This is a genomic window from Streptomyces sp. NPDC006296, assembly GCF_040613235.1.
Classification (GTDB): Bacteria; Actinomycetota; Actinomycetes; order Streptomycetales; family Streptomycetaceae; genus Streptomyces.
Map to the genome: position 1 here is coordinate 98,218 of NZ_JBEXRT010000012.1, position 18,586 is coordinate 116,803.

General features: G+C 74.0%; 17 protein-coding genes. 6 read left to right on the top strand and 11 right to left on the bottom strand.

What is annotated here, in order from left to right; genetic code table 11:
• Positions 1–83: 83 nt before the first annotated feature.
• The 7 genes from ABZ172_RS11300 to ABZ172_RS11330 all read right to left on the bottom strand — a co-directional run bounded on the left by ABZ172_RS11300 (position 84) and on the right by ABZ172_RS11330 (position 8,823).
• The gene (locus ABZ172_RS11300; RefSeq protein WP_356882623.1) at positions 84–2,471 is read right to left on the bottom strand and encodes a phosphoketolase family protein; all 2,388 of its coding nucleotides are present in this window, start codon (positions 2,469–2,471) and stop codon (positions 84–86) included.
• 46 nt (positions 2,472–2,517) lie between these two features.
• Positions 2,518–3,924 (bottom strand): NADP-dependent succinic semialdehyde dehydrogenase, encoded by a 1,407-nt coding sequence (locus tag ABZ172_RS11305; RefSeq protein WP_356882625.1) that lies wholly within the window; start codon positions 3,922–3,924, stop codon positions 2,518–2,520.
• Between the two features lie 148 nt (positions 3,925–4,072).
• Positions 4,073–4,534, bottom strand: a complete 462-nt coding sequence (locus ABZ172_RS11310) for an ATP-binding protein (RefSeq protein ID WP_356882627.1) — start codon at positions 4,532–4,534, stop codon at positions 4,073–4,075.
• 150 nt (positions 4,535–4,684) lie between these two features.
• Complete coding sequence (locus ABZ172_RS11315) at positions 4,685–6,781, bottom strand: xanthine dehydrogenase family protein molybdopterin-binding subunit (protein ID WP_356882629.1); 2,097 nt, start codon at positions 6,779–6,781, stop codon at positions 4,685–4,687.
• Positions 6,782–6,828: 47 nt separating this feature from the next.
• Positions 6,829–7,824 carry a xanthine dehydrogenase family protein subunit M gene (locus ABZ172_RS11320; protein WP_356882631.1) on the bottom strand — a complete coding sequence of 332 codons (996 nt, stop codon included), beginning with the start codon at positions 7,822–7,824 and terminating at the stop codon, positions 6,829–6,831.
• Complete coding sequence (locus ABZ172_RS11325) at positions 7,821–8,393, bottom strand: 2Fe-2S iron-sulfur cluster-binding protein (protein WP_356882633.1); 573 nt, start codon at positions 8,391–8,393, stop codon at positions 7,821–7,823. Before ABZ172_RS11325 ends, ABZ172_RS11320 begins: the two co-directional genes overlap by 4 nt.
• Positions 8,394–8,427: 34 nt before the next feature.
• Positions 8,428–8,823, bottom strand: coding sequence for a hypothetical protein (locus ABZ172_RS11330; protein WP_356882635.1), 396 nt, complete (start codon positions 8,821–8,823; stop codon positions 8,428–8,430).
• Between the two features lie 423 nt (positions 8,824–9,246).
• Here ABZ172_RS11330 and ABZ172_RS11335 point away from each other — a divergent pair, with 423 nt between their 5' ends.
• Together ABZ172_RS11335 and ABZ172_RS11340 are read left to right on the top strand one after the other, a co-directional pair.
• Complete coding sequence (locus ABZ172_RS11335) at positions 9,247–9,585, top strand: DUF6479 family protein (RefSeq protein WP_356882637.1); 339 nt, start codon at positions 9,247–9,249, stop codon at positions 9,583–9,585.
• A 219-nt stretch (positions 9,586–9,804) separates the two neighbouring features.
• Positions 9,805–10,638 (top strand): VOC family protein, encoded by an 834-nt coding sequence (locus ABZ172_RS11340; protein ID WP_356882639.1) that lies wholly within the window; start codon positions 9,805–9,807, stop codon positions 10,636–10,638.
• Positions 10,639–10,679: 41 nt separating this feature from the next.
• Here the strand turns inward: ABZ172_RS11340 and ABZ172_RS11345 are convergent, their stop codons facing one another.
• Positions 10,680–11,261 carry a DUF6328 family protein gene (locus ABZ172_RS11345; protein WP_356882641.1) on the bottom strand — a complete coding sequence of 194 codons (582 nt, stop codon included), beginning with the start codon at positions 11,259–11,261 and terminating at the stop codon, positions 10,680–10,682.
• Between the two features lie 296 nt (positions 11,262–11,557).
• On the opposite strand from ABZ172_RS11345, the gene ABZ172_RS11350 reads away from it, so the two are divergent.
• The gene (locus ABZ172_RS11350) at positions 11,558–11,944 is read left to right on the top strand and encodes a VOC family protein (RefSeq protein ID WP_356882643.1); all 387 of its coding nucleotides are present in this window, start codon (positions 11,558–11,560) and stop codon (positions 11,942–11,944) included.
• 63 nt (positions 11,945–12,007) lie between these two features.
• Here ABZ172_RS11350 and ABZ172_RS11355 read toward each other — a convergent pair whose 3' ends face one another.
• Positions 12,008–12,487: a GNAT family N-acetyltransferase gene (locus ABZ172_RS11355; protein WP_356882645.1), complete on the bottom strand. Its 480-nt coding sequence runs from the start codon at positions 12,485–12,487 to the stop codon at positions 12,008–12,010.
• A gap of 290 nt (positions 12,488–12,777) precedes the next feature.
• Between ABZ172_RS11355 and ABZ172_RS11360 the strand changes: the two genes are divergently transcribed.
• Both ABZ172_RS11360 and ABZ172_RS11365 read left to right on the top strand, forming a co-directional pair.
• Positions 12,778–13,380: a hypothetical protein gene (locus tag ABZ172_RS11360; RefSeq protein WP_356882647.1), complete on the top strand. Its 603-nt coding sequence runs from the start codon at positions 12,778–12,780 to the stop codon at positions 13,378–13,380.
• Positions 13,377–14,084, top strand: a complete 708-nt coding sequence (locus ABZ172_RS11365) for a hypothetical protein (protein WP_356882649.1) — start codon at positions 13,377–13,379, stop codon at positions 14,082–14,084. Before ABZ172_RS11360 ends, ABZ172_RS11365 begins: the two co-directional genes overlap by 4 nt.
• Before the next feature lie 74 nt (positions 14,085–14,158).
• On the opposite strand, the gene ABZ172_RS11370 is transcribed toward ABZ172_RS11365, so the two are convergent.
• Together ABZ172_RS11370 and ABZ172_RS11375 are read right to left on the bottom strand one after the other, a co-directional pair.
• Positions 14,159–14,956, bottom strand: a complete 798-nt coding sequence (locus ABZ172_RS11370) for a tyrosine-protein phosphatase (RefSeq protein ID WP_356882651.1) — start codon at positions 14,954–14,956, stop codon at positions 14,159–14,161.
• Between the two features lie 109 nt (positions 14,957–15,065).
• Positions 15,066–15,560 (bottom strand): SHOCT domain-containing protein, encoded by a 495-nt coding sequence (locus ABZ172_RS11375; RefSeq protein WP_356882653.1) that lies wholly within the window; start codon positions 15,558–15,560, stop codon positions 15,066–15,068.
• A 308-nt stretch (positions 15,561–15,868) separates the two neighbouring features.
• On the opposite strand from ABZ172_RS11375, the gene ABZ172_RS11380 reads away from it, so the two are divergent.
• A complete protein-coding gene (locus tag ABZ172_RS11380; RefSeq protein WP_356882655.1) occupies positions 15,869–18,253 on the top strand; it encodes an excinuclease ABC subunit UvrA in 2,385 nt (794 codons plus the stop codon).
• Positions 18,254–18,586 lie beyond the last annotated feature (333 nt).

The window sequence follows — 18,586 nt, forward strand, 5'->3', positions numbered from 1 at the left end:
CTATCTTTTACCTGAGCCCCCGCTCCCCGGTGTCCGGGCGGGTCCGCGTGCACGCGCACCGGCCGGAGTGCGTCGTACCGCGCTCAGCCCTCCCAGGCCCAGTCGGCGACCTCGGGCAGGTCCGTGCCGTGCTCCCGGATCCAGGCGTGGTGCCGGGTGCGGGCGTCCGCCATCGTCTGCCGGACGGCGGCGGCGCGGACCGCGAGGCCGGGCACCCGGTCGAGGACGTCCATGACCAGCCGGTAGCGGTCCAGGTCGTTGCGGACCACCATGTCGAACGGCGTGGTGGTGGTCCCCTCCTCCTTGTAGCCGCGCACGTGCAGGTGGGCGTGGCCCGCGCGCCGGTACGCGAGCCGGTGCACCAGCCACGGGTAGCCGTGGTAGGCGAAGATCACCGGCTTGTCCCGGGTGAAGAGCGCGTCGTACTCCGCGTCCGGCATCCCGTGCGGGTGTTCCTCGTGCGGCAGCAGGCGGGTCATGTCGACCACGTTGACCACGCGCACGGCGAGCTCCGGAAGATGACGGCGCAGCAGGCCGGCCGCGGCCATCGTCTCCAGGGTGGGGACGTCGCCGGCGCAGGCCAGCACCACGTCGGGCTCGCGGCCGCCGTCCTCGGTACCGGCCCACTCCCAGACACCGGCTCCCCGGGCGCAGTGCGCGCGGGCCTGGTCGAGGGTGAGCCAGTCGAAGCCGGGCTGCTTGCCGGCCACGATCACGTTGACGTAGTCCCGGCTGCGCAGCACGTGGTCCGCGGTGGACAGCAGGGTGTTGGCGTCCGGCGGCAGGTAGACCCGGACGACCTCGGGGCTCTTGTTGAGGATGTGGTCGACGAAGCCGGGGTCCTGGTGCGAGAAGCCGTTGTGGTCCTGCCGCCAGACGTGCGAGGTGAGCAGGTAGTTCAGTGAGGCGACGGGCGCGCGCCAGTGCAGCCGCCGGGCGGTGCGCAGCCACTTGATGTGCTGGTTGACCATCGAGTCGACGATGTGGGCGAAGGCCTCGTAGGAGGAGAACAGGCCGTGCCGCCCGGTGAGGAGGTAGCCCTCCAGCCAGCCCTGGCAGAGGTGCTCCGACAGGACCTCCATCACCCGGCCGTCGCGGGCGAGGTGCTTGTCGGTCGGAAGGGTCTCCGCCTGCCAGGCCTTCGCGGTGGCTCCGTAGAGGGCGCCGAGACGGTTGGACTCGGTCTCGTCGGGGCCGACCACCCGGAAGTCCCTGCGGTCGGCGGTGGCCGCCATGACGTCCTCGAGCAGTCCGCCCAGGATCCGGGTGGGCTCGTGCAGGACGGTCCCCGGCCTGTCGACGTGCACCGCGTGGTGGTCGAGGGGAGGCAGCGGAAGGTCACGCAGCAGGAGCCCGCCGTTGGCGTACGGCGTCGAGCCGAGCCGGGCGGTTCCCTCGGGGACGCACGCCAGCACCTGGGCGGTGGGCCGGCCCTCGGGGTCGAAGAGTTCCCCGGGCCGGTAGGAGCGCATCCACTCCTCCAGCTGGCGCAGGTGGTCGGGGTTGTCCCGGACCCCGGACAGCGGCACCTGGTGGGCCCGCCAGGTGTTCTCGACGGGGAGTCCGTCCACGTGCCCGGGCCCGGTCCAGCCCTTGGGGGTGCGCAGCACGATCACGGGCCAGCGGGGGCGCGTCCGCGCACCGTCGGCGCGGGCCGCGTGCTGGTACTCATCGATGCGGTCCACGGCGAGGTCCAGGGCGGCGGCCATCGCCCGGTGCACCGCCGCCGGCTCGTCCCCCTCGACGTGCACCGGTTCGTGGCCGTACCCGCGCAGGAGTGCGTCGAGCTCGTCGCGGGGCAGCCGGGCGAGGACCGTGGGGTTCGCGATCTTGTATCCGTTGAGATGGAGGATCGGCAGGACCGCGCCGTCGTGCACGGGGTCGAGGAACTTGTCGGAGTGCCAGGACGCGGCCAGCGGTCCGGTCTCCGCCTCCCCGTCGCCGATGACGCAGGCGACGAGAAGTTCCGGGTGGTCGAAGGCCGCGCCGTAGGCGTGCGCCAGGGCGTAGCCGAGCTCGCCGCCCTCATGGATGGATCCCGGGGTCTCGGGGGCGACGTGGCTGGGGACGCCGCCGGGGAAGGAGAACTGCTTGAACAGCGCCCCCATCCCGGCCCGGTCGCGGGTGACGTCGGGGTACGTCTCCGTGTAGCTGCCCTCCAGCCAGGAGTTGGCGAGGACGGCGGGGCCGCCGTGGCCCGGTCCCCAGACGCACATCGCGGGCCTGCCGCGTGTCCGGACGATCCGGTTGAGGTGGGTGTGGACCAGGTTCAGCCCGGGTGAGGTGCCCCAGTGGCCGAGCAGCCGCGGCTTGATGTGCTCGGGGGCGAGCGGCTCCTCCAGCAGCGGGTTGGCCATCAGGTAGATCTGGCCCACGGCGAGGTAGTTGGCGGCACGCCAGTGCGCGTCGAGGGCCGCGAGCTCGGTGTCGGAGGGGGCGGATGCCCGGGACGGCGTGCGGGTGTCGCTCATGGGACGTCTCCCTGGGGTGGCGGGGGTGCTCCGCGTCCGTACGGACCTATCGGGCGTCCGATCCGGGTCCGTACCAGACGGTGGTGGCGTTGCAGAACGCGCGGATGCCGTGGCCGGCCAGTTCCCGCCCGTATCCGGAGCGCTTGACGCCGCCGAAGGGCAGCGCGGGGTGGGAGGCGGTCATGCCGTTGAAGAAGACGCCGCCGGCCTCCACGTCGCGCACGCAGCGGTCCATCTCCTCCGGGTCACGGGTCCAGACGGTGGAGCTGAGCCCGAAGGGGGTGTCGTTGGCGAGGTCCAGGGCCTCGTCGAGGTCCGCGACCCGGTAGAGGGTCGCCACCGGTCCGAAGGTCTCCTCGTGGTGGATGCGCATGTCCGGGGTGATCCCGGTGAGGACCGTGGGCTCGAAGAACCAGCCGGCGTCGAGCCCTTCGGGACGCCGGCCGCCGCACAGGGCGGTCGCGCCCTTGTCGAGGGCGTCCTGGACGAGCTCCTCCAGGTCGGCGCGGCCCTGCTCGCTGGAGAGCGGCCCCACGTCGGTGGACTCGTCCAGGGGGTCCCCCACGGTCAGGGCACGCATGCCCGCGGTGAAGCGTGCGGCGAACGCGTCGTGGACGTCGGTGTGGACGATGAACCGCTTGGCGGCGATGCAGGACTGCCCGTTGTTCTGGACGCGGGCGGTGACCGCCGTGTCGGCGGCCTTCTCGACGTCGGCCGACGGCAGGACGACGAACGGGTCGCTGCCGCCCAGTTCCAGCACGGTCTTCTTCACCTCGTCGCCCGCGACGGAGGCGACGGCGCGGCCGGCGGGTTCGCTGCCGGTGAGGGTCGCCGCGGCGACCCGCGGGTCGCGCAGCACCGCCTCGACGGCGCCCGAGCCGATGAGCAGCGTCTGGAAGCAGCCCTCCGGATAGCCGGCCCGGGTGAACAGGTCCTCGAGGTAGAGGGCGGTCTGCGGCACGTTCGAGGCGTGCTTGAGCAGGCCGGTGTTGCCGGCCATGAGCGCGGGCGCCGCGAAGCGCATGACCTGCCAGAGCGGGAAGTTCCAGGGCATCACGGCGAGCACCACGCCCAGCGGCCGGTGGTGCACCCGTGCGCGGGAGGCACCGGAGTCCCGGACGTCGGCCTCGTCGGGGTGTTCGTCGGCCAGCAGCCGCTCGGCGGCGCCGGCGTACCAGCGCATCGCCTTGGCGCACTTGGCGGCCTCCGCGCGGGCCGCCCCGACCGGCTTGCCCATCTCGGTCGTCATGGTGCGGGCGATGTCCTGCCGGTCCTCGTCCAGGAGATCGGCGGCCCTGTTCAGCAGCCGGGCGCGTGCGGCGAAGTCCGTGGTGCGGTAGGAGCGGAACGCGCGGTGGGCGGCGGCGATCCTGCGTTCGGTCTCCTGCCCGTCCATCGCCTCGAACGTCCTGAGCGTCTCGCCGTTCGCGGGGTTGACCGTCGCGATGGGCATGGCTGTGCCTCCTTGCGTCGTGATTCGACCGTGGCCCGCGGCGCGGCGGTGCGCGACGCGGCTCCGCACATGCGCGTACCCGGCCGGTGCGGATCATGCGTGCCGGCGGCACACCGTCCGCACCGGCCGGGCGGGGAACCGGGGTACGTCACACGGGTTCGGTCACCGGACCGTCGAGGAACGTCCGGCCGCCGGGGAGCGGTGCCTGCGGGAGCAGCCCGGTGGTGCAGGGGCTCTCCGCGTAGCGCGTGAACCACACGACCTTGCCGTCGGTGGTCCGGCAGGTGCCCCAGCTGTCGCTGAGGGCCATGACGCGGCTCAGTCCGCCGCCCCCGCCCTCCAGCAGCCGGGGCATCCGGGGATCGTCGTCGGCCACGGACACCGTCAGGTGGCGGCCGGTCCAGCGGAGTTCGAGGACGCAGCGGCCGGTGTCGCCGACGTGCCGCCGGACGTTCACCAGCAGCTCCTCCGCGGCCCGGCACACCGGCCGGACGTGCAGTTCGAGGTTCCAGTGGCGCAGGTGCGCGGCGACTATCCGCCGCAGCTGGGACACGCGCTCCGCGGTCACCCGCAGTTCGACCAGGTAGTGCCGGTCGGGTGGAACGGTCATCGTTGAGGCTCCTCCTCGCGAGGCTCACGTGCTTCACCCCGTTCGACCGGACGACCCCCGAACACGAAGCGTGAGCAGCCATCACTTCTCGGTCACTTCTCAGGGTGGCCCCGGGGGGCCCGTCCCGCAACCGAGGGCCCCGTGCCGGTGTCACGGCAGGTAGGGGAGCACCGTGTCCGGGGTGAGGGGCAGGGTGCGCAGCCGGGCGCCGGTGGCGTGCCGCACGGCGTTCCCGATCGCGGCCGCGGTGCCGACGATGCCGATCTCGCCGATCCCCTTGCTGCCCATGGGGTTGAGGTGCGGGTCGTCCTCGTCGATCCAGTGCGCCCGGATGTCGGGGACGTCCGCGCAGGAAGGCACGTGGTAGGAGGCCAGGTCGCTCTCGGTGAAGTCGCCGAAGACCGGGTCGAGGGTGCTGCCCTCGGTGAGGGCCATGCCGAGGCCCATGACCATGCCGCCGATGAACTGGGAACGCGCCGTGCGGGAGTTGAGGATGCGTCCGGCGGCGTACACACCGAGGAGCCGCCGCACCCGCACCTCGCCGGTGAGGGAGTCGACCGCGACCTCGGCGAAGTGGGCGCCGAAGGCGTGCCGGGCGTACGGCGACTCGCGGGCCGTCTCCTGAGCGGTGTCAACGGTGACGGTGACGCCCTCCGGCGGCAGCGGCCCGGTGTGCCCGGCGAGCCGGTCCAGCAGGGCGGTGGCGGCCTTGTGCACCGCCCAGCCCCAGGAGGCGGTGCCCGAGGAGCCGCCCGCGACGGAGGCGGTGGGCAGGTCGCTGCTGCCGATGTCGATCCGTACGTGCTCCGGGCCGGTGCCCAGCACCGACGCGGCGATCTGCGCCAGGACGGTGCGGGCGCCGGTCCCGATGTCGGTGGCGTTGACCCGGACGCGGTAGGAGCCGTCCGGGAGGGCCTGCGCGGAGGCCGCCGCCTTCGCAACGAGCACGGGGTACGTCGCCGAGGCGACCCCGGTGCCGGTCAGCCACGGCCCCTCCTCGCGGACCGCGGGCCGGGGGTCGCGGTCGTGCCAGCCGAAGCGTGCCGCCCCCTCGGTCAGACAGGCGGTGAGGTTCCGGCTGCTGAAGGGGCGTCCGGAGTCGGGCTCGGCCGCGGGTTCGTTGCGCAGCCTGAGCTCGACCGGGTCGATCCCGAGGGCGCAGGCCAGTTCGTCCATGGCCGACTCCAGCGCGTACATGCCCGACGCCTCCCCCGGCGCGCGCATCCAGGACGGGCTGGGCACGTCGAGCGCCACCACCCGGTGCTCGGTGCGGCTGTGGGGCGAGGCGTACATGACGCGGGCGGGGACGGCGGCCTGCTCGACGAACTCCTTGATGCGCGAGGTCTGCGTGACGATCTCGTGGGAGACGCTGGACAGGACGCCGTCGCGGTCCGCGCCGAGCCGGACGCGTTGCAGGGTCGGTGCCCGGTGGCCGACGACCGCCGCCATGGACCGCCGGGGCAGGACGACCTGGACCGGGCGTCCGGTGTGCCGTGCGGCCATCGCGGCGAGCACGGAGGTGGGGCGTGGCGTGCCCTTGGAGCCGAAGCCGCCGCCGACGTGCTCGGAGACGACGGTGATCCGGTCGCGGTCGAGCCCCAGGGCCGTGGCGAGGCTGTTGCGCACGGCGGTCGATCCCTGGCTGGAGTCGTGGACCGTGAGGTGCCCGTCGGCCCACCGGGCGGTCGAGGCGTGCGGCTCCATCGGGTGGTTGTGCAGCCCCCGCAGGGTGTAGGTGGCGTCGATCCGGACCGGGGCGGCCTCGAACGCGCGCAGCGCGTCGCCGCGTTCGCGCAGGCCCGGGTGGCCGCCGTTCGCCTCCTCCGGGACGTAGAGGCCCGGGTGGTCCGCGGTGAGGACGACGTCGTGCGCAGTGGTGGCGTACTCGATGTGCACGGCCTCCGCCCCGGCCCGGGCGGACTCCTGCGTCCCGGCCAGCACGAGGGCGACGGGCCAGCCCCGGTGCGGCACCCGGTCGTCCTGGAGCACGGCGAGGATCGGGTCGTCGGTCTCCTCGAGCTTCGGCGCGTTGTCGTGGGTCAGGACGGTGTGCACGCCCGGCACGGCCAGCGCGTCGGCGGTGCGGACCGCGGTGACCCGGCCCGCGGGGACGGCGGCGGGCACGATCCAGCCGTACAGGAGGTCCGGCGGGGTGTGCTCGGCGGCGTAGCGGGCGGTGCCGGTGACCTTGTCCCGGCCCTCGCGGCGGACCACGGGGGCGCCCAGCGCCCGGAGGGAGTCGCTCATGACGTGGAGTCCTCGGTTCGTCGGGGGTGTGCGGTGCGGCCTCGGGTTCAGACGGGTACGGACCGGGAGGCCAGGCCGCCGAGTGCGGCGACGGCCATCCGGCGCGCCAGCTCGACCTTGAAGGCGTTGTCGCGCAGCGGCCTGGCGGCTTCGAGTTCGGCGTCCACCGCCCGGGTGAAGGCGTCCGCGCCGGGTGGGGCGCCGCGCAGCAGGTCCTCGGCGACCCGGGCACGCCAGGGCCGGTGCGCGAGCCCGCCGAACGCGAGCGAGACGCGGTCGACCCGGCCGTCCCGCAGGCTCAGCACAGCCGCGACGGAGACCAGCGCGAAGGCGTACGAGGCGCGGTCCCTGGCCTTGCGGTACAGGGAGACGGCACCGGCGGGCGGCGGCGGCAGCACCACTTCGGTGATCAGCTCCCCGGGCCGGATCACCGTGTCCTGGTCGGGGTTGCCGCCGGGCAGCCGGTGGAAGTCGGTCGCCTGCACCGTCCGCTCCCCCTCGGGTCCGTGGAGCTGGACGGTGGCGTCGAGCGCGGCGAGGGCGACCGCCATGTCCGAGGGGTTCGTCGCGACGCAGTCCGGCGAGTGGCCGAGCACGGCGAGGTCGCGGTGCGCCCCCTCCCGGGCGGGGCAGCCCGAACCGGGGATCCGCTTGTTGCAGGGCTTGGTGACGTCCTGGAAGTACGGGCAGCGGGTGCGCTGGAGCAGGTTCCCGCCGGTGGTGGCGGTGTTGCGGAGCTGCCCGGACGCACCGGCCAGCAGGGCCTGCGACAGGGCGGGGTAGCGCCTGCGCACGTCGGGATGGGCGGCGAGGTCGCTGTTGCGCACCGTCGCACCGATCCGGAGGCCGTCGTCGTCCGTCCGGGTGATCCGGTCCAGCGGCAGCCGGCTGACGTCGACGAGCAGTCCGGGCTCCTCCACCCCGAGCTTCATCAGGTCGACGAGGTTGGTGCCGCCGCCCAGGAAGCGGGCGCCGGGGTGTCCGGCGCCGGCCCGGACGGCCTCGGCCACGGAGGCGGGACGCAGATAGGCGAAGGGTTTCACGGTGCCACGTCCTCGATCGCGTCGACGATGTGCGGGTAGGCCCCGCACCGGCAGAGGTTGCCGCTCATGCGTTCGCGGATCTCGTCCGCGTCGAGCGGGACCGGGCCCGGGGCGGCGAGCGCGTCCGGAGCGGTGGCGTGCGAGGGGAAGCCGTCCTCGGCCTCGCGGAGCATCCCGGCCGCCGAGCAGATCTGCCCGGGGGTGCAGTAGCCGCACTGGAGCGCGTCCCGCTCCAGGAAGGCCGCCTGCAACGGGTGCAGCCGGTCCCCCTCGGCCAGCCCTTCGACGGTGGTGACGGTCGCGTCCTGCTGGGCCACGGCGAGCAGCAGGCAGCTGTTGGCGCGCCGGCCGTCGACGAGCACGGTGCAGGCCCCGCACTGGCCGTGGTCGCAGCCCTTCTTGGCCCCGGTGAGCCCGAGGTGCTCGCGCAGCGCGTCGAGCAGTGTGGTGCGGTGATCGAGCGTCAGGGTCCGGACCGTGCCGTTGACGTGCAGGGCGAGGGTGGAGCGGTCGTCGGCGGTCGGCGTCCGGTCCGGTTCCGTCTCGACGGTCCACGGGGTGACGTCCATGGGCGGTTTCCTCCCGGGTCGGGTGGTGCGGTCGTCACGCGGGCCGGTGGCTCTCCAGGCGCAGGCGGATCTCCTGCTCCTGGTCGCCTGCGGCCGTTCCGACGAGCCGGACGGTGAAGGCGTCCGCCAGGCGTCTGCGCAGCCGGTCCACGGCCCAGTAGCCGCCCTGCGCCTCGACGGTCACGGGCGCGGAGAGCCGGGCCGGTGCGGCGCCGGCCTTCGCCCCGGAGACGTCGACGGTCGCCGTCCACACCGTGGGGCGGGTGTCCGACGCGCTCTCGGGGGTGTCACCCGCCGGGCGGTCGGAGACGAACGAGCGGCGCAGGACGTCGAACACGGTGCGCGCGTCCTCCGTGGGGCAGCCGGTGACCGCGACCACGACGTCGTCGCTCTCCCGGTGTTCCTGTGCGGGTTCCTGCGTGGTGTTCACCCTGCGTTCCTTTCCCTGGAAGTGCCGCGGGCGGACTTCGCCGACGGGACCCGCCCCCGCCCGCGGCGCGGCCTCCGTCTCCGGAGGGCGGCCGCCCCGGAGGACCGGAGCCGGTGCGCGGCCGGGGCCGAGCGGTCCGCCCGGTTTCCCTGCGGCGGTCCGGAGCTCCTCTCCAGGCTCGCCCCGCAGCTCCGTGTCGGCCACACGAACGGTCGCCGGCGCGGGGCCGGCGGGCTTGCGCGCGGCCGGATCCCGCGGGCCCGGGCCGCGTCCGCCGGATCCCGCCCGCCCCGCGGCGTCGCCGGCACGGACGCCGTGGGGCGGACACGAAGGCGATGAAACGCATTTGCCATGACATCGCCATAAAACATGAATTCGTGTCACCGGCCGTCTGTGATCGGTTCCCCGGGGTATGCGCCATGCATGGAAGCAACGAACCCAGCATGGGAATCGCTCGCCGGCACCGTGGCCGCCGGCGGGCCGGGCGCAGCAGGCGTGGTCATCGGCATCGTCGGCCTGTTCGTGGTGGTGCTGCTGATCGGGGGCTTCTGGTTCGGGATGAGGCGCCGCGACAAGGAGTCGCGGCCTCCCCGCCCCGACGAGCAGCCGACGCGCCCCGAGCACCGGACGGAGATCCGGGAGAGCGGGCACCACGGCTCGGACCACTTCCCGGAGAACGGCCGCGCCCTCTCCCCGTACGAGCTCGGCGACCACGGCAACGAGGCGATCCCGCCCGCCGAGGACGAGCGGCGGCGCGACTGAGTCCCGAGCGCGCCTGGGGACCGGGGTACGGGGGACGGCTGCTGATCGGGCGGCCCCGGACTGCTGTCTCCCACCGGGCGCGCCTCGGGGGCACGCGCTCCGGGGACGGGGCGTGAGCACCGGGGCCGCGTGTTGCGGGACGCGCCGCGTCGCACGAGGCTGATCCTGGCCGCGCGGCACGGAAAGGGTCATGCCGCAGAACCGATAGGGCAAGGGACCATGACTCCTGGCGATCCTCGGACCGTGCCGGAACCCGCAGTGCTGAGCGGCGCGAGCGCCCCGTGCTGGGTCCACCTGGTGACCCGCGACCTGGGCGACGCCCGGCGCTTCTACGGGGCCGTCCTCGGCTGGACGTTCCGCCGCGGACCGCTGGGCAAGGACTTCCTGATGGCGCGGTCCGACGGGGTGCCGGTCGCGGGGATCGGCGCGGTGGCGTCCGCCTACCGGGTGGCCGTGGCCTGGATGCCGTACTTCTCCGTCCGGGACACCGAGGTCGCGGCGGCCCGCATCCGCGAACGCAGCGGCACCGTGGCGGTCGGTCCGCTCACGGTGGGGCAGGGCCGTGCGGTGCTGGCCGCCGACCGGGACGGCGCGTCCTTCGGCGTCTGGGAGTGGACGGGCCGCGCCGCCACCCTGGCACCGTCCGGGAACCGGGCGCACGCCTGGCTCCGGCTGCGCACCAGGGACGCCTTCGACGCCGCGATCTTCTACGGCGAGGTGCTCGGCTGGGAGAGCGGCGAACCCGGGGGCTGCGACATCGCCTACGTGCGCGAGGAGGTGCTCGTACGCTGCAACGGCCGCCCGCTGGCCCGGATCAGCTCCGGCGCCGTGGAGGCCGCCCCGGACCCGCAGGTGCGCCCGCACTGGCAGGTGCAGTTCCCGGTGGACGACGTGGACGCGACCGTTCTCGCCGCCGAGCGCAGCGGCGGGACCCTGATGGAGCGGCGCGGGGTCCGGCACGGCAGTGAGGCGACGCTGCGGGACCCGGACGGCGGGCTGTTCACCGTGACGGACGTACGCAGCCCGGCCGACGAGGACGACGACCGGGACTGAGCGGGCGGCCGGGAGCGGAGCCGGGGAGCAGGACCGCAGGATCAGGGGCGGGGGCCGTCGGCGTCGTGGGTGCCCTGGGCGTTCTCGTCGTCCGGCCCCCGGTGGCCGCCCCGGGCGATGACCCGCAGCGGGATCACGAACCAGCAGGCCAGGAACCACAGGGCCATCCCGCCCACCAGCCAGAGGACGGCCGCGTTGTGCAGGGCCACCCGCAGGATGAGCAGCAGCGTGCTGCACATCGTGCAGAAGAGCAGGCCGAGCCCCGTCTTCGTCAGGCGGGCGGCCCAGGTCACGGTCTGCGGCTTCATCCGGCGGCCGGTGAGCAGCCGGTGGTACGACACGGGGCCGATCAGCGCGGCGGCGGTGGCCGACCCCAGCATGACGGTCACGACGTAGATGTTCCGGTCCGTGGTGGAGAGGTCGGCGAAGCGGGGCTGGAAGACGACCGCGAGCAGGAAGCCGAACAGGATCTGCACGCCGGTCTGCGCGACCCGGAGTTCCTGGAGCAGGTCGCTCCACTGGCGGTCCGCCCGCTCCTCCTCGGTCTCCCGCCGGCCGCTGCGCGGATTCACGCCGCCCGGGTCCGGCCCGGATCCGTCACCGTCCTCCGGTGTCCTTCGCATCGATGCCTCTCCCACCGCGTCGAGGTGGTGCCGGCCGCGGCCGGGGTCCTGTGTCGCCCGCAGCGGCGGGACCGTACGCCCGCCGGTCCCCTTCATGGTGGCAGGAGTCGGGGGAAGCACCACACCGGCGCCGGGGACGGGCCTCGGCGCCCGGCCGGGGCCACCGCCCCGTCGTGCCTGCTCCTCGCACCCGGGGCCCGGCAGCCCGTACGATCGTTGTCAGGGCATCGCGCGCCGGTCACCGGCCGGGTGAGGCGTGGAGGTGGCCCTGAGATGCCCGTTGGAGGCATTCCACCGTGTCGGTCGAGCTGAACCACACCATCGTCCACTGCCGGAACAACCGCGAGTCCGCCGAGTTCCTGGCCCGCCTTCTGGATCTGACCGTCGGGACCGAGTGGGGTCCCTTCGTCCCGGTCGTGCTGGCGAACGGCGTCACCCTGGACTTCGCGACCGTCCCCGACGGGCCGGTCACCCCGCAGCACTACGCCTTCCTCGTCTCCGAGGCGGAGTTCGACACCGCCTTCGCCCGCATCCAGGAGCAGGGGATCGCGTACTACGCCGATCCGCACCGCAGGCTCCCCGGCGAGATCAACCACAACGACGGCGGGCGCGGGGTGTACTTCCCCGATCCCAGCGGCCACGGGCTGGAGCTGATCACCCGCCCGTACGGCGGCTGGTCGTAGGGTCCGCCGTCGCCGTGCACGGGCGGCCGGGCCGCGCCCGTCGGTGCGGCCCGGCCGCCCGGCTCAGCCGTCGTCGACCGTGAGCAGCAGTTCGGGCCGGTCCCACATCACCGCGGGCGGTCGGGCCGCCACGGTGCCGGTGCGCCGGGCTCCCACCCCGCGGTAGAACCCCTCGGCCGGAGGGTGCGCGACCACGCGCACGCCGGTCAGGCCCGCGTGGCGTGCCCGTTCGCGCAGGTGGGCGATGAGGAGCCGTCCGATCCCCCGCCCCTGGGCCTCGTCGGCGACGAACATCAGGTCGAGTTCCGGCGGGGACGTGACCAGCGCGTAGAAGCCGAGCACCCGGCCGTCGTCGTCCACGGCCGCGTGGACCTCGTGCGCCTCGATGTAGTCGGGACCGACCTTGTAGCCCTCGACCAGGGGCGCGTAGGGGCCCCGGTAGGCGCCCGACCTGGTGACCAGGCGGGTGAGCCGCCTGGCGTCCCGGGCCACGGCCCGTCTGATCCGGACCCCGCCGCGGCGGCCCGTCGTGCTCGGTCTCATGCGCCGAGTATCACGCACGCGGGGAGCGGGGCGCGCCCGGCCCTCGGCGTCGGCGCACGGCGGTGCGGCCCTCCCCCGGCGTGCCCCGGGCGGCTTCCCGTCCGGCCGGGTGCGTCCGCTCCGGCCGCTTCCGTGATCCCGGGGAGGTTCGCGGCATGAACCGCGTGGAGGGGGTTACACGCCCTCATGCACGCAGCCCGGCCTCCTTCGGACCGGGACCCGGACCGGAAGGGGTTGACGAGAGTGACACAGCAGGACGCACCGACCGCGGGCCGACGGGAGCGCCGGCCATGACGATCGTGTTGATCATCGTTGCCGTCGTCCTGGTGGCAGCGGTCGCCGCCTTCCTCCTGCGCGGCCGGGGAACCACCGGCGGGCGTGGGCTCCAGCGCCGCTTCGGACCCGAGTACGACCGCACCGTCGCCCGCCACGACGGTGACACCAAGGCGGCGGAGCACGAGCTCTCGGAGCGGGTGAAGGCCCACGGCGACCTGCCCGAGCGGCCGCTGCGGCCGGAGGCGCGCGAGGCGTACACCCGCCGCTGGACCGAGGTGCAGGAACGGTTCATCGACTCCCCCGGGGACGCGATCGCGGAGGCTGACGCGCTGCTGGCTCAGCTGGCGCAGGACCGGGGTTTCCCGGACGGCGGCAGCTTCCAGGAGCAGACGGACGCACTCTCCGTCCACCATGCCGAGCAGGTCGACGGCTACCGCAGGGTGCACACGGCCGTGCGGGGCCAGGGCAGCACCGAGGAGATGCGGCAGGCCCTGATGGCGTCGCGGGCTCTCTTCGACGCACTCCTCGGGGACGCACAGGACGAATCCGGCCGGACGGGCCGGCACGACGGACCGGCCCGGACGGACCGGCACCAGACGAAAGGCAGTGCAGCATGACCGAGCACACCGAGCGCACCACGGAGTCCGTCCTCGGGACGGAGCCCCGTCACGGCGCCCCCGCGGTGGGCGCACCCGAGCAGGCTCCCCTCGGCACGCAGGACCGGGCCGCCGGCACGGCCGCCGCGCACCTGCGGACGGACCGGACGGGTGACCGCGAGCGCACGGCAGGCGGCCCCGACGGTCAGCCCGTCCCGCCCGCCCCGCACACCGCCCCCGACGGCCACGCCGCTCCTGCCGCACCGCGCACCGCGTCCGAGGACCACACCGTTCCTCCCGTCCCGCGCAGGTCCCCCGAGGACCACGGGGCGGCCGCCTCCGCCCCGCACACCGGCACCGGCACCGAGGACCACAGCGTCCCGCCCGCCCCGCGCACGGCCCCCGCCAACGGGCACACCGAGCGGACCGGCCGCCCGGAGGCCGCCGGCGCCGACCGGCCGCTGGTCGCCCGGGAGCACCGGGACGAGCTGTCCCAGCGCATGCAGCACGCGGTGACCGACTTCGTCGAGAGCCCCCGCAGGGCGGTCGAGGAGGCGGAGAGCACGTTCGACCAGATCGTCTCCGGTCTGACCGAGGCGCTGGCCGAGCGCAAGCGCGTACTGCGGGCGAGTTGGCACGATCACGACACCGAGGCGCAGACGGAGGAGCTCCGCGTGGCGCTCCAGCACTACCGCGACCTCAGCGAACAGCTGCTGAAGATCTGAGCGGCGCCCCGCCGCACACGGGCCCGGTGGCATGTCGGAGGACGTGCCACCGGGCCCGTGTGCGGGCCGGCCCGTCAGACGGGGACGGCCAGCTCGGTGCGCAGCCGCTCGGCCACCGCGGAGGGGAGGCGCAGCGCCTTGCCGAGGTAGCCGTCGAGTCCGCCCCAGCGCTCGTCCATGGCGTCCAGGGCGGCGTCGAGGTAGCGGGGCCGGGCCTCGATGACCGCGGACGCGATGTCCGGGTCCCCGCCCGCGTCGAGGAAGCGGCGTACCGCGGGTCCGAAGGCGGCGCGCACCGCCCGGTTCACCGCGAGGAACTCCGCGCGGACGACCTCGCGCGAGGCGCCCGCCGTCATCAGCAGCAACGCGGCGGCCCAGCCCGTCCGGTCCTTCCCGGTGGCGCAGTGGAAGAGCACCGGCCTGGCCCGCGGGTCGGCGACGGTGTCGAGGAAGGCGCGGTAGGCGGCGGCTGCCCCCGGGGAGAGCACCATCTTCCGGTAGGTCTGGGCGAAGAGTTCCTCCGCCTTCCCGCCACCCAGCACTCCGGCCGCTCCGTCCGGGTCGTCGAGCAGGGCCTTGAGCCGGGCGGGCGTGATCCCCGGATGGTCGCCGAGCACGTCGGCCACGAAGAGCCGCGCGCCCGTCGGCAGCCGGTCCGGCGCCCATCGGCGCTCCTCCGCGGTCCGCAGGTCGACGACGGTGCGGATGCCGAGCGCGGCCACCGCCCTGTCGTGCTCGGCGTCGAAGTCGCTCAGCTGGCCCGAGCGCAGGAGGATCCCCTGCCGCAGGCGGCTGTCGGGCCCCAGGGCGATGCCGCCCAGATCGCGCAGGTTGACAATGGTCGAGGCGGGTACGGCCCGGGCGGTCTGCACGATGAACTGCCTCTTTCCCGACAGACTGCAGGTCGGAATCAACGTCGCACGGCGTGCGCGTATCGACAAAAGGGAACGGGGGAGCACGGGCACCGGCATGCGGGACGGGTCAGTCGGCGAGGATCCTCGTCTTCTGCGCCGCGAACTCCTCGTCGGTGAGGACGCCCCGCTGCTTCAGGTCCGCGAGGCGCTCCAGCAGGGTGATGACGTCGTCCCCGCCGTCCGCGGGGACCCTGGCGTGCGCCAGGAGCCGGCCACCGGCCCCTTGGACCACCCGGGTGAGGGGCACGGACCAGAGGTCCTCCCACGCGATGAGCGCCGCGCAGGTGTCCGCGGGCAGCTCTCCGAGCACATCGAGCTCCGTGACCTGCGGCAGCCCGGCCGGGCGCTCGTCCGGCGGGTCGAAGGGCACGAGCCCCTGGGGGTCCGCCTCCGCCCGTTCGACGCGTTCGACGGCGCCGCCCGCTGTCCCGCGGGCGAAGTCGAGACCGAGGATGCGGACCGACTCGGTCGCCACGGCGCCGGCGAGCGCGGGGGCGATCGCTGCGTCGAAGCGTCCGGCGGGAAAGGTGACGACGAGGTACTCCACGGGTCCCACTGCCACGGTGCGTCCTTTCCCCGGGGTTCTGGATCGGGATTCCGGACCGGAGTCCCGGATCGACAGCAGCATAACTTCGGACAATCAGTGACGCACGGTGAGAATCCCTGACAGAAGCGATGCGGGTGCGGCGCCGCCCCGGGACGCTCCCGGCCGCCCGTCACCACCGGGGTGCTGCGCGGACCGCTCCCCACCCGGTTCCCGCACGGGCCCTGCCCGGTTCTGATAGACAACGACCGTCGCCGCGACCGCGCCGGTGACGCCGACGGCGGCCGTCCGGGCCGCCGCCGCGAGACGGATGGGAATCGACGAGCATGGCCACCAGGACGGACACGCCGGCGCCCGCGCCGCAGGTTTCCGACAGCCACGACCTGATCCGCGTGCACGGGGCGCGGGTGAACAATCTGAAGGACGTCAGTGTCGAGATCCCCAAACGCCGGCTGACCGTCTTCACCGGGGTCTCCGGCTCGGGCAAGAGCTCACTGGTGTTCAGCACCATCGCCGCCGAGTCGCAGCGGATGATCAACGAGACCTACAGCGCCTTCGTCCAGGGCTTCATGCCCACGCTGGCGCGGCCCGACGTCGACGTGCTCGAAGGGCTGACGACGGCGATCATCGTCGACCAGCAGCGGCTCGGGGCCGACCCGCGCTCCACGGTCGGCACCGTCACCGACGCCAACGCGATGCTGCGCATCCTCTTCTCCCGCCTGGGCGACCCGCACATCGGGCCGCCCGGTGCGTACGCGTTCAACGTGCCGTCGGTCCGGGCGAGCGGGGCGATCACCGTCGAGCGCGGCGACAAGAAGGCGGTGCGGGCGACCTTCAGCCGTACCGGCGGCATGTGCCCGCGCTGCGAGGGCCGGGGCACGGTGTCCGACATCGACCTGACCCAGCTCTACGACGACTCCAAGTCCCTCTCCGAGGGGGCGTTCACCATCCCCGGCTGGAAGTCGGACAGCCAGTGGACCGTTCAGGTCTACGCCCAGTCCGGTTTCGTCGATCCGGACAAGCCGATCCGCCGGTACACGAAGAAGGAGCTCCAGGACTTCCTGTACGGGGAGCCGGTGAAAGTGAAGGTCAACGGCGTCAACCTCACCTACGAGGGCCTGATCCCCAAGATCCGCAAGTCCTTCCTGTCCAAGGACAAGGAGGCCATGCAGCCGCACGTCCGGGCGTTCGTGGAACGGGCGGTCACCTTCACCGCCTGCCCCGCGTGCGCGGGCACGCGGCTCACCGAGGGCGCCCGCTCCTCGCTGATCGGAGGCGTCAGCATCGCCGACGCCTGCGCCCTGCAGATCAGCGATCTGGCCGCCTGGGTGGCCGGTCTGGACGAACCGTCGGTGGCTCCCCTGCTCACCGCGCTGGGCAGGACCCTGGACTCCTTCGTGGAGATCGGCCTCGGGTACCTCTCGCTCGACCGGCCGTCGGGCACCCTCTCGGGCGGTGAGGCCCAGCGCGTCAAGATGATCCGCCACCTCGGCTCCTCGCTGACCGACGTCACCTACGTCTTCGACGAGCCGACCATCGGTCTGCACCCGCACGACATCCGGCGGATGAACGGCCTGCTGCTGCGGCTCCGGGACAAGGGCAACACGGTGCTGGTGGTGGAGCACAAGCCGGAGACCATCGCGATCGCCGACCACGTCGTCGATCTCGGCCCCGGTGCGGGCTCCGAGGGCGGCACCGTCTGTTTCGAGGGGACCGTCGAGGGGCTGCGGTCGGGGGACACCGTCACCGGCCGCCACTTCGACGACCGGGCCGCCGTCAAGGAGACGGTGCGCCGGCCCACCGGGGTGCTGGAGATCCGCGGTGCGAGCACGCACAACCTGCGCGAGGTCGACGTCGACGTCCCGCTCGGGGTGCTGACCGTCGTCACGGGCGTGGCGGGCTCCGGCAAGAGCTCGCTCGTGCACGGGTCAATCCCTCCCGGCGAGAACGTGGTCTCCGTGGACCAGAGCCCGATCCGCGGCTCGCGGCGCAGCAATCCCGCGACGTACACGGGGCTGCTCGACCCGATCCGCAAGGCGTTCGCCAGGGCCAACGGCGTGAAGCCCGCCCTGTTCAGCGCCAACTCCGAGGGAGCGTGCCCGGGTTGCAACGGCGCCGGCGTCGTGTACACCGACCTGGCGATGATGGCCGGTGTCGCCTCGGTCTGCGACGAGTGCGAGGGGAAGCGGTTCCAGCCCGCCGTGCTGGAGTACCTCCTCGGCGGGCGCGACATCAGTGAGGTGCTCGCGATGCCGGTGACCGAGGCCGAGGAGTTCTTCGGGACGGGCGAGGCGCGTACGCCGGCCGCGCACCGCGTCCTCGGCCGGCTCTCCGACGTGGGGCTCGGCTACCTCACCCTCGGCCAGCCGCTCACCACGCTGTCCGGCGGCGAGCGGCAGCGGCTCAAGCTGGCCACCCACATGGCCGAGAAGGGCGGCGTGTACGTGCTCGACGAACCGACCGCCGGTCTCCACCTCGCCGACGTACGGCAACTGCTCGGCCTGCTCGACCGGCTCGTCGACTCCGGTACGTCGGTCATCGTGGTCGAGCACCACCAGGCGGTCATGGCGCACGCCGACTGGATCATCGACCTCGGCCCCGGGGCCGGCCACGACGGAGGCAGGGTCGTCTTCGAGGGGACTCCGGCCGACCTCGTCGCGGCCCGCTCCACCCTCACCGGCGAGCACCTCGCGGAGTACGTCGGCGCCTGAGCGGACGCCCGGGGCCCGGCACGCCGCTCACCGCGCGTGCCGGGCCCCTTCCTGCCGACGACCCCGGTCCTGGCCGGGGCCGCCGGCACGAAAGAGCCCGGCCGGGCCCGGCGCCGTGAGCGGCCGGTGGACCGGACCCGGTCGGTGGTACGCGACGAGCTGCCGGACGGCCCGCGGGGCCGCCCCGGGAGTACGCACCCGGACACCGGAGCCCGAACGGCGCGTCCGCGGGGGCGGGTCGACGGCCGCGCAGCCGGACGAGCAGGTCCTGCGGGCCCGTCGCGGGGAGGGCGGAGGACGCACCGGGCGGCCGGGCCCGGACGCGGGCGGGCC

What these genes read in the sequence shown, in the direction of transcription:
- ABZ172_RS11345 (WP_356882641.1), bottom strand. Translation starts at nt 11,261, where the DNA reads ATGCGAAGGACACCGGAGGACGGTGACGGATCCGGGCCGGACCCGGGC.
- ABZ172_RS11305 (WP_356882625.1), bottom strand. Translation starts at nt 3,924, where the DNA reads ATGCCCATCGCGACGGTCAACCCCGCGAACGGCGAGACGCTCAGGACG.
- ABZ172_RS11340 (WP_356882639.1), top strand. Translation starts at nt 9,805, where the DNA reads ATGACTCCTGGCGATCCTCGGACCGTGCCGGAACCCGCAGTGCTGAGC.
- ABZ172_RS11325 (WP_356882633.1), bottom strand. Translation starts at nt 8,393, where the DNA reads ATGGACGTCACCCCGTGGACCGTCGAGACGGAACCGGACCGGACGCCG.
- ABZ172_RS11380 (WP_356882655.1), top strand. Translation starts at nt 15,869, where the DNA reads ATGGCCACCAGGACGGACACGCCGGCGCCCGCGCCGCAGGTTTCCGAC.
- ABZ172_RS11355 (WP_356882645.1), bottom strand. Translation starts at nt 12,487, where the DNA reads ATGAGACCGAGCACGACGGGCCGCCGCGGCGGGGTCCGGATCAGACGG.
- ABZ172_RS11360 (WP_356882647.1), top strand. Translation starts at nt 12,778, where the DNA reads ATGACGATCGTGTTGATCATCGTTGCCGTCGTCCTGGTGGCAGCGGTC.
- ABZ172_RS11300 (WP_356882623.1), bottom strand. Translation starts at nt 2,471, where the DNA reads ATGAGCGACACCCGCACGCCGTCCCGGGCATCCGCCCCCTCCGACACC.
- ABZ172_RS11310 (WP_356882627.1), bottom strand. Translation starts at nt 4,534, where the DNA reads ATGACCGTTCCACCCGACCGGCACTACCTGGTCGAACTGCGGGTGACC.
- ABZ172_RS11315 (WP_356882629.1), bottom strand. Translation starts at nt 6,781, where the DNA reads ATGAGCGACTCCCTCCGGGCGCTGGGCGCCCCCGTGGTCCGCCGCGAG.
- ABZ172_RS11365 (WP_356882649.1), top strand. Translation starts at nt 13,377, where the DNA reads ATGACCGAGCACACCGAGCGCACCACGGAGTCCGTCCTCGGGACGGAG.
- ABZ172_RS11335 (WP_356882637.1), top strand. Translation starts at nt 9,247, where the DNA reads ATGGAAGCAACGAACCCAGCATGGGAATCGCTCGCCGGCACCGTGGCC.